Here is an 8,340-nt window from a genome sequence, read left to right on the forward strand (position 1 = left end):
ACACGGCGGCGGGCCCGCCGGGTGGACGCTCCCACCCGACGGGCCCGCCGGCTCGTGTCGTCGCCCCTCAGCTGCAGCTACGTGCGGTGTACGGAGCGGTCACCGTCGCCGAGCCCTCGGCACCGGTCGCCGTCACCGTCACCTCACCGTCGGGCACCTGGCCCAGGCGGGTGCTGAAGGTGACGGACGTCGAGCGTCCCGGCTCGACCGTCACCGTCCGGGTGCCGTGCTGCGACGAGACCACCGCCTCGACGGCGGAGGCGCCCTCGTTCGTCACGCGGACGGTCTCGACCACCCGGCCGACGACGCAGCGGGTGTCGGCGGTCGCGGTGACCTGCGGCCCCTCCGCCTCCGTCACCGTGACGACGGCGCGGGCGGCCACCCAGACCCCCTGGCCGAGGTCACCGGTCACCTCGAACTGCCCGGGCGCGGCGTAGGAAGCCGGGTCGACGTCCTCCCACGTCACCGGGAGCTCACCGGTGGAACCGTCGGCGTAGGTGACCTCGACGGTCTCCGGGAGCTCGGGGGCGGTGCCGGCCTCGGTCGTCACCTCGACGTCGGCCACCGACTCCACGAGTGCGTCGGGCTGGTAGGCCCGCAGCAGCCGCTCGTGCTCCGCCGCCGTGATCGGCAGGACCGTGCCGTGGCGGGCGCTGAGGTTGAGTCCCGGTTCGTGGGTCCAGCAGTCCGGGTCGTCGAGGTCGGTGCAGGAGAAGGCCACGTACCCGTCGCCCCCGCCGTACGGCGGCCAGTCCTGGAAGAGGAACCAGGTGTCCTGGCCGGGCTCGATGTTGACGTCGCCGGCGTTCGCCTTGAAGGCCGTGGGCCCCTCGGCGTGGCGCAGGGGGTCACCGGAGCCGATCCGCTCGGTGATGAGCTCCCACGTGGTGCCGACCGCGCCCTCCTGGTAGCGGAGCATGTCCGGGGACTTCTCGAGGAGCACCTCCATGATGTCGTTCCGCTCGTCCTTGGTGAAGCGGTAGTACATCCCGTCGTGCTCGACGATCGTCGAGTCGATCATCCCCCGACCGGGGCCACGGCGGATGTCGATCCACACCTCGGGCTCGGTGAAGGTCACGAAGTCCCGGGTGAAGGAGATCATCATCCGGTTGTAGCTGTCCCAGGTGCTGCGGCCCTCGGTCTCCGTCGTGTCGTAGAGGTTGGACGCCCAGTAGACGGCGTACATCCCCAGGTCCTCGACGTAGTGGGCCTCCGGCGCCCAGGTGTTGCCCGCGTAGGGCGTATTGACCTCGACCATCCGCTGCTCGCCCCAGTTCACCAGGTCGGTCGACTCCCAGATCATGAGGGAGAGCGAGCCGCTCTGCTGCGCCCGGGCGAAGTCCGGGCCCTGCCCGGGCCGGTAGGTCTTGAGGTCGGTGGCGATGAGGAAGAACCGGTCACCCTCCGCGGAGCGGATGATGAACGGGTCGCGCAGGCCGCGCTCGCCCATCGTCGACTCGAGGACCACCTCGTCGTCGTTCAGCGCGATCCAGTCCAGGGCGTTGTTCCCCCGGCTGGCGGCGAAGTAGATCTGCTCCCCGTCCGCGGTGCTCTCCCCCTTGAAGTGGGGGAAGAAGTACGCCTCGGTCTCCTCGAGCTGCGGGAGCGGCTGGACCGTCGCGACGAGGGTCCGCTCGGCGCTGACCTCGCCACGGGTGGCGGTCACTGTCAGGGTGACCTCGACCGGCTCCTCGCCGTGTGCGGGCCGGTTGACCACGCCGTCGGTCGCGATGACCTCGGGGTGGCTCGAGGTCCAGGACAGCGCGCTGCCCCGCTCACCCTCCTCCGGCAGGGTGATGTTGCCCCGGACGTCGTCGAGGTTCGGGATGGTGAGGTCGGCCAGGTCCTCCTCGACCGCCTCGGCGTCGCCGGGGTTCCCGTACGCCGCGTCGAGCGCCTCCCACTCCGCTCCGGTGATCGGCAGGACGGTGCCGTGACGGAACCGCGCCGGGAAGTCGTACTCGCCCGACGCCAGCATCGTCCACTCACCGCTGTCGAGGTCGGTCGTGGTGAAGGGCACGTACCCGCGGCCACCGTACTCGTCGATGAAGAGGTACCAGCGCTCCTCGGTGTTCGACTTGAAGACGAGCGGGCCCTCGCCCTGGTTGATGTCGCCGGCCCCGACGGCGTCCTTGACGAGCTCGAAGTCATCGGCCAGCGGACCGGACCCGACCTCCTGGAAGACGTGCTTGCCACCGGGGTTCGACGACGAGCGGTTCGCCTCGTTCTTGGTGAACCGGTACACCCGGCCGTCGTGCTCGATCATCGTCGTGTCGATGACGGAGTAGCCGGGGTCGATGAGGATCTGCGGCTCGCTGAAGTTCCGGAAGTCACGCGTGGTGGCGTACATCATCCGGTTGTGGACGTTGCCGGTGTGGTCCGGGTCGTCCTCGGCGTAGAGCTTGGACGCCCAGAAGACGACGTACTCCCCGAGCTCGTGGTCGTAGAAGATCTCCGGGGCCCAGGCGTTGCCGGCGTTCTCCGGGGCGACCTCGGCGACCCAGCTCTCCGACCAGTTGACGAGGTCGGTGGACTCCCACACGACGACGTTGCGGCTGCCGTGGCGCTGCACGTGGTCCCAGCTGCCGCTGGACTGGTTCCACATCCGCAGGTCGGTGGCGATCTGGTAGAACTTGTCACCCTCCGGGGAGCGGATGATGTAGGGGTCGCGCAGTCCCATCTCACCGCTGGTGGAGACCATGACCGGCTCGCCGTCGTTGAGGACGTCGTACGCCAGCGGGTCGTTGCCCTCGCTCAGCGCGAAGTAGACCTGCTCACCGTGCTCCAGGCCCTCGCCGAGGAAGTAGGAGAACAGGTAGCCCTCGTAGTCCTGCTCCTCCGGCAGCGGCGGGACGACGGCCTCGAAGACGCGCGTCGCGGTGCCCTCGCCCACCGTCACCGTCGCGGTGAGCTCCACGGTGACCGTCTCCTCACCGGCGGCGGGCCGGGTGACCTCGCCGGTGGGCGTGACGACGTCGGGGGCCGCGCTCTGCCAGGTCACGGTTGCGCCGTCGTCGCCGGTCGTGGGCAGGTAGAGGTTGCCGCGGACGTCCTCGATGTTGTGGACGACGAGCGCGTCGGCGGCGAGCTGGGCGCGCTCGGCGTCGTCGAGCTGCGGCAGTACACTGACCGGGAAGCTCTTCTGGGCGGTGAGGCCGCGCTGGCTCAGCGTCGCGGTGAGCGTGGCCGTCGCGGGCTCCGCGCCGGGTGCCGGGCGGGTGATGACGCCCTCCGCGGTGATGACGTCCGGGTCGGAGGTCTCCCACGTGAGTGCCGAGCCACCGGGCGACGTGGAGGGCAGCGCGACGTTCGCGGTGAGCCCCTCGAGGCCGTCGAGCACGAAGGACTCGACGTCCGCCTCGAGGGAGACCTCGGCGTTGAGCGCGACGATGTCGGCGATCTCCTCGCCGGCCAGGGCGCGGTCGTAGATGCGGAAGTCCTTGACCGAACCGTCCACGCGCCGGTCGGCGTCGTAGGCCGAGCGTCCGATGTAGTTGGCCGTGGTGCGGCCGTCCCCGATGTCGGCGGGGGTCAGGGTGATGTCCGGGTTCTCTCCGACGAGCTCTCCGTCGACGTAGAGCCGGGCGGTGCCGTCCTCGAGGGTGTAGGTGACGTGCTGCCACACGCCGCGCTCGAACTTCTTCGTCCCGGTGACGTTCTGCTCCGCACCCCACGCGAAGTCGGAGATGGTGCCGCGCGCGACGCTCGGGGTGTCGGTGACGAAGAGGTAGCCGTCGCCCTGCTGCGGGGTGCCGACGGCCGGGTTGCCGAGGTTGAACAGGAAGTAGTTGCCCGTGTGCGGGGGCTCGAGCAGCACGTCCATCGAGACGCTGATCGCGTCGAGCCCCGCGATGAGGTCGTCGGGCAGGACGACGTGGTCGTCCACGCCGTCCAGGGTGAGCCCGGCCGGGCCGAGCTCCGCACCGCCGACGACCTCGCCGTGGAGCTCGTTGCCCGAGAGGTCCTCGACGTGGGTGCCGCCCTCCCCGGTCAGGCTGTAGTGGAGGAGCAGTCCGTCGGTGGGTGGTGGCGCGGCGGCGGCGGCGCTCGGCAGCGCCGCCGCCAGCGTCCCCGCGCTCAGTGCCGCGGCCGCGACGGCGGCCACGGTCCGTCGATGTCTCATACCGGTCCTTTCTCGACATGGCGTGCTCCGACGCACGCCGTTGGCGTGACTACCTGGGCCCGGGCGCCGCCGGTGGGCGCGCCGAGTCGCACGGGACACGACCGGCCGTCGTGCCGCCGCGGCCTCCTCGCTCCCCCGGCGAGCTCCGGCGCCGGAGCCTGAGCCTGCCCGGTGAGTGCACGGGTGAACCGTCACCTCTCAGTGTGAACGCTCACATCGTGGATGTCAACGCAGCCGCGCATGCGTGCCGCGGCCGCGTCGAGTCGCTGGGTGCCTACGTGTCCGAGCGGCGCCGCATCGTGACGACGCGCTGCAGCAGGACGAAGATGAGGAGGATCGTCCCGGTGATCACCGTGGTCATCTCCGGGTTGATCCCGCCGTCGCGCACGATGAGCAGCTGCATGAGCCCGAGGACGAGCGCACCGACCGCGGACCCGAGCACGAAGCCGGCCCCGCCGGTGAGCAGCGTCCCGCCGATGACGACGGCGGCGATCGCGTCCAGCTCCCACCCGATGCCGGTGATGTTCTGGGCGATGCCGAGACGCGAGGTGTACACCACCGCGGCGACCCCGGCGAGCCCGCCGCTGACGACGTACACGAGGAACCGCGTCGAGCGGACCGGCAGGCCCATGAGCGTGGCGGCCTGCTCCGACCCGCCGACGGCGTAGGCCGTGCGGCCCATCCGGGTGCGGTGGAGGACGAAGAAGCCCGCGGCGACGACGAGGATCGCGATGATCCCGCCGGGCGTGATGACGAGGTCGTTGACCCCGGGGCCGTCGACGATGGTGATCGGCTTCGCGAGCGACCGGATCGCCGAGTCGTCCGCGAGCCGCTCGGGCGTGGTGCTGAGCATCGAGGCCAGCCCGCGCGCGAGGAACATCGTCGCCAACGTCGCGATGAACGGCTGGACGTTGAAGTGCTCGACCAGCACCCCGGCGGCCAGCCCGAAGAGGGCTCCGATGACGACCATGAGCCCGACGACGAGCCACGGGTCCCAGCCGGCACCGGCGAGCATCACCCCGGCGACGCTGGAGAACGCGATGACCGAGCCGACCGACAGGTCGATCCCCCCGGTGAGGATGACGAAGGTCATGCCCACCGCGATGATGATGAGGTGCGCGTTGTTGATGAGGAGGTTTGACAGCGTGTTGTACTGGATGATCCCGCCGTAGCTCAGCTCCCCGTAGCCGACCATGAGCACGAAGAGGAGCACGGCCGCTGCGGTCGGCATGACCGCGGGGTTGACCTGGGTGAGCCGTGCGGCGAGGCCGCCCCACCGCTGCCGCTGCGACTCCTGCCTGTCCACCGCCTCGGCGACCGCAGACGTCTTGTCGGTCGACATCTCAAGCAATCCCTTCCTGCAGCGCAGTCGCTCGGGCACGGCGACGTGAGGAGACGTATCCACGGACACGGTCGGACTGGACGAGGCAGACGGCGATGATGACGACGGCCTTGAAGGCCGGGGTCGCCGAGGAGGGGACCCCGAGGAAGACCACCGTCTTGTCCAGGGTGGCGATGAGGAACGCCCCGGCCACCGCACCGGCGAGCGAGAACTTCCCACCGGCGAGCGCCGTGCCCCCGATGACGACGGCGAGGATCGCGTCCAGCTCCATCTGGTAGCCGGTCTGGGACACGTCGACGGTCATGACCAGGGAGACGGAGAACAGTCCGGCCACTCCCGCGAGCAGCCCGCTCACCGAGTACACGGTGATGAGCAGCCCGCGGGGCTTGATGCCGACGAGGCGGCTGGCCTCGGCGTTGATCCCGATGGACTCGATCATGAGGCCGAGCGCGGTGCGCCGGACGAGGACGCCGACGATGACCACGACCCCGAGGGCGAGCAGCACGACGACCGGGAAGCCGAGGATGTGCCCGTTGGCGATCCACCGGAAGGCGTCGTTGTGCGCGGTGGTGTTCTGGCCGGAGGTGATGACCTTGGCGATCCCCCGCCCGGCGAGCATCATGATCAGGGTGGTGATGAACGGCTGCAGCCCGACGACGGAGACGAGGATGCCGTTGGCCACGCCGATCGCCGTACTGACGAGGAGCGCGAGCCCGACCGCGACGAGCGCGGCGGGGAGCGCGCTGTCGTAGTCGAGGTTGCGGAGCAGCTCCATCGACACCGCGCCGGAGACCGCCATGACGGACCCCACGGACAGGTCGATCCCGCTCGTGGAGATGACCAGGCACATGCCCACGGCGATCATGAGGATGGGGGCGGCGGCCCGGAGGATGTCGAGGACGTTGCCCGCGAGGTTCCCCGTCACCGGGTTCACCGAGATCGCGAGGTAGGAGGGGTCGCGGACCAGGTTGACGACGAGGAGGACGAGGATGGCGAGGACGGCCCAGCTGTACCGGGCGCCGACGAGCCGCTGGAGGGTGCCACGAAGTCCGGACTGGTGCTGGCTCACGAGGCCACCTCTTCCATGACCGACCCGTGCTGGGCGATGATCTCGACGATGGTCTGCGGGGTGACCTCCGGGCCGTTCTCGACCTCGGCGATCTTCACCCGGTCCTTGAGGACGAGGATGCGCTCGCAGATGCGCACGACCTCGTCCAGCTCGGCGGAGATGAACAGCACGGAGACGCCGTCCTCCGCGAGCCGCAGCACGGTCTCCTGGATCTCGGCCTTGGCGCCGACGTCGATCCCGCGTGTGGGCTCGTCGAGGATGAGGACCTCGGGCTGGGTGGCGAGCCACCGGCCGAGGAGCACCTTCTGCTGGTTCCCGCCGGAGAGGTTCTTGATGAGCCGTTCGGGGTCCGCCGGCCGCACGCTGAGCTCGCGGATGTACTTCTCGACGATGCGGTCCTGCTCCTTGCGCGGGATGGGGCGCAGCCACCCGCGCTTGGCCTGCATCGCGAGGATGAGGTTCTCGCGCACCGTGAGGTCGCCGATGATCCCCTCGTCCCGGCGGTTCTCGGTGGAGAACGCGATCCGGTGGGAGAGCGCCGTGGCGGGCGAGCCGAGGGAGACCTTCCTGCCGTGGATCTCGATCGACCCGGAGTCGGCCTTGTCCGCGCCGTAGAGCAGGCGGGCCAGCTCGGTGCGGCCGGAGCCGAGGAGGCCGGCGAGCCCGACGACGACACCGCGCTCGAGGGTGATGTCGGTCGGCATGATGGCCCCCTTGCGCCCGATGGACTCGGCGCGCAGGACAGTTTGGTGCTCACCGACGCCGGCGTGCTCACGCGCGGCGGTGTCGATCGACCGGAGCGCCTCGAGCTCCTTGCCGATCATCTTGGAGATGAGCGTGGACTGGGGCAGGTCCGCGGGGTACTCGCCCTCGTACTTCCCGTTGCGCAGGACGGTCAGCCGGTCGCTGATCTCGTACACCTGGTCGAGGAAGTGGGAGACGAAGAGGATCGCCACCCCCTGGTCGCGCAGCCGGCGCAGGACGACGAAGAGGCTCTCGACCTCGTTCGCGTCGAGGCTCGAGGTGGGCTCGTCGAGGACGAGCACGCGCGGCTCGATGACCATCGCGCGGGCGATCGCGACGAGCTGCTGCATCGCCAGCGAGATGCTCGCCAGCGGCTTGGTCGGGTCCAGCCCCTCCATCCCGAGGCGGGCGAGGGTCTCGACGGCGGCCGCGTGGGTGGCCTTCCAGTTGATCCCGAACCGGCCGCGCACCTCGTGGCCGAGCATGACGTTCTCACCGATGGTGAGGTTCGAGCAGAGGTTGACCTCCTGGTAGACCGTCGCGATACCGGCCTTCTCGGCGTCGGAGGGGCCGCTGAACTGCTGGCGCTCTCCGCCGACGGTGATGGTCCCGGAGTCGATGCGGTAGACGCCGGTGAGGGCCTTGATCAGCGTCGACTTACCGGCGCCGTTCTCGCCCATGAGCGAGTGGACCTCGCCGGGGAACAGGCGGAACTGGACCTGGTCGAGCGCCTTGACTCCGGGGAACTCGATCGAGATGTCCCGCATCTCAACGATGGGTACGGCCTCAGACATCGGCTTTCCAAGACTAGGGGGTCGGGCAGGGAGCGCTGATGGACCGCTGCGGTGCGAGGGGCACGGGGGGCACGCCCTCGCACCGCAGCGAGCTTCGGGTGGGTCAGAACTGCCGGTTCGGCAGCGCTGCCTCGGCCGCCTCGGGCGAGTCGAAGGTCTCGCTCGGGACGATGATGTAGGAGTCGACCTCCTCGCCCGCGAGGACGGACTCGACGACCTCGACCGCGGTCTCACCGAAGATCGGGTTGTACTCGGCGACGAAGCTCAG

The 8,340-nt window shown here is 69.9% G+C and carries 4 protein-coding genes; all 4 read right to left on the reverse strand.

Features of this window, described 5'->3' with window-relative positions:
• Positions 1 to 67: 67 nt before the first annotated feature.
• Entirely contained in the window at positions 68 to 4,123 is a 4,056-nt protein-coding gene (locus Q0195_RS01265; protein ID WP_299273484.1) for an immunoglobulin-like domain-containing protein, read from the reverse strand.
• Between the two features lie 274 nt (positions 4,124 to 4,397).
• A complete protein-coding gene (locus Q0195_RS01270) occupies positions 4,398 to 5,465 on the reverse strand; it encodes a sugar ABC transporter permease (RefSeq protein ID WP_299273487.1) in 1,068 nt (355 codons plus the stop codon).
• Position 5,466: 1 nt separating this feature from the next.
• Positions 5,467 to 6,534, reverse strand: a complete 1,068-nt coding sequence (locus Q0195_RS01275) for an ABC transporter permease (RefSeq protein ID WP_299273490.1) — start codon at positions 6,532 to 6,534, stop codon at positions 5,467 to 5,469.
• Complete coding sequence (locus tag Q0195_RS01280; protein ID WP_299273493.1) at positions 6,531 to 8,072, reverse strand: sugar ABC transporter ATP-binding protein; 1,542 nt, start codon at positions 8,070 to 8,072, stop codon at positions 6,531 to 6,533. Before Q0195_RS01280 ends, Q0195_RS01275 begins: the two co-directional genes overlap by 4 nt.
• Positions 8,073 to 8,340: the final 268 nt, after the last annotated feature.

This window comes from uncultured Georgenia sp. (genome assembly GCF_937958535.1).
In the GTDB taxonomy this organism is placed as follows: domain Bacteria; phylum Actinomycetota; class Actinomycetes; order Actinomycetales; family Actinomycetaceae; genus Oceanitalea.

What these genes read in the sequence shown, in the direction of transcription:
- Q0195_RS01265 (WP_299273484.1), bottom strand. Translation starts at nt 4,123, where the DNA reads ATGAGACATCGACGGACCGTGGCCGCCGTCGCGGCCGCGGCACTGAGC.
- Q0195_RS01270 (WP_299273487.1), bottom strand. Translation starts at nt 5,465, where the DNA reads ATGTCGACCGACAAGACGTCTGCGGTCGCCGAGGCGGTGGACAGGCAG.
- Q0195_RS01280 (WP_299273493.1), bottom strand. Translation starts at nt 8,072, where the DNA reads ATGTCTGAGGCCGTACCCATCGTTGAGATGCGGGACATCTCGATCGAG.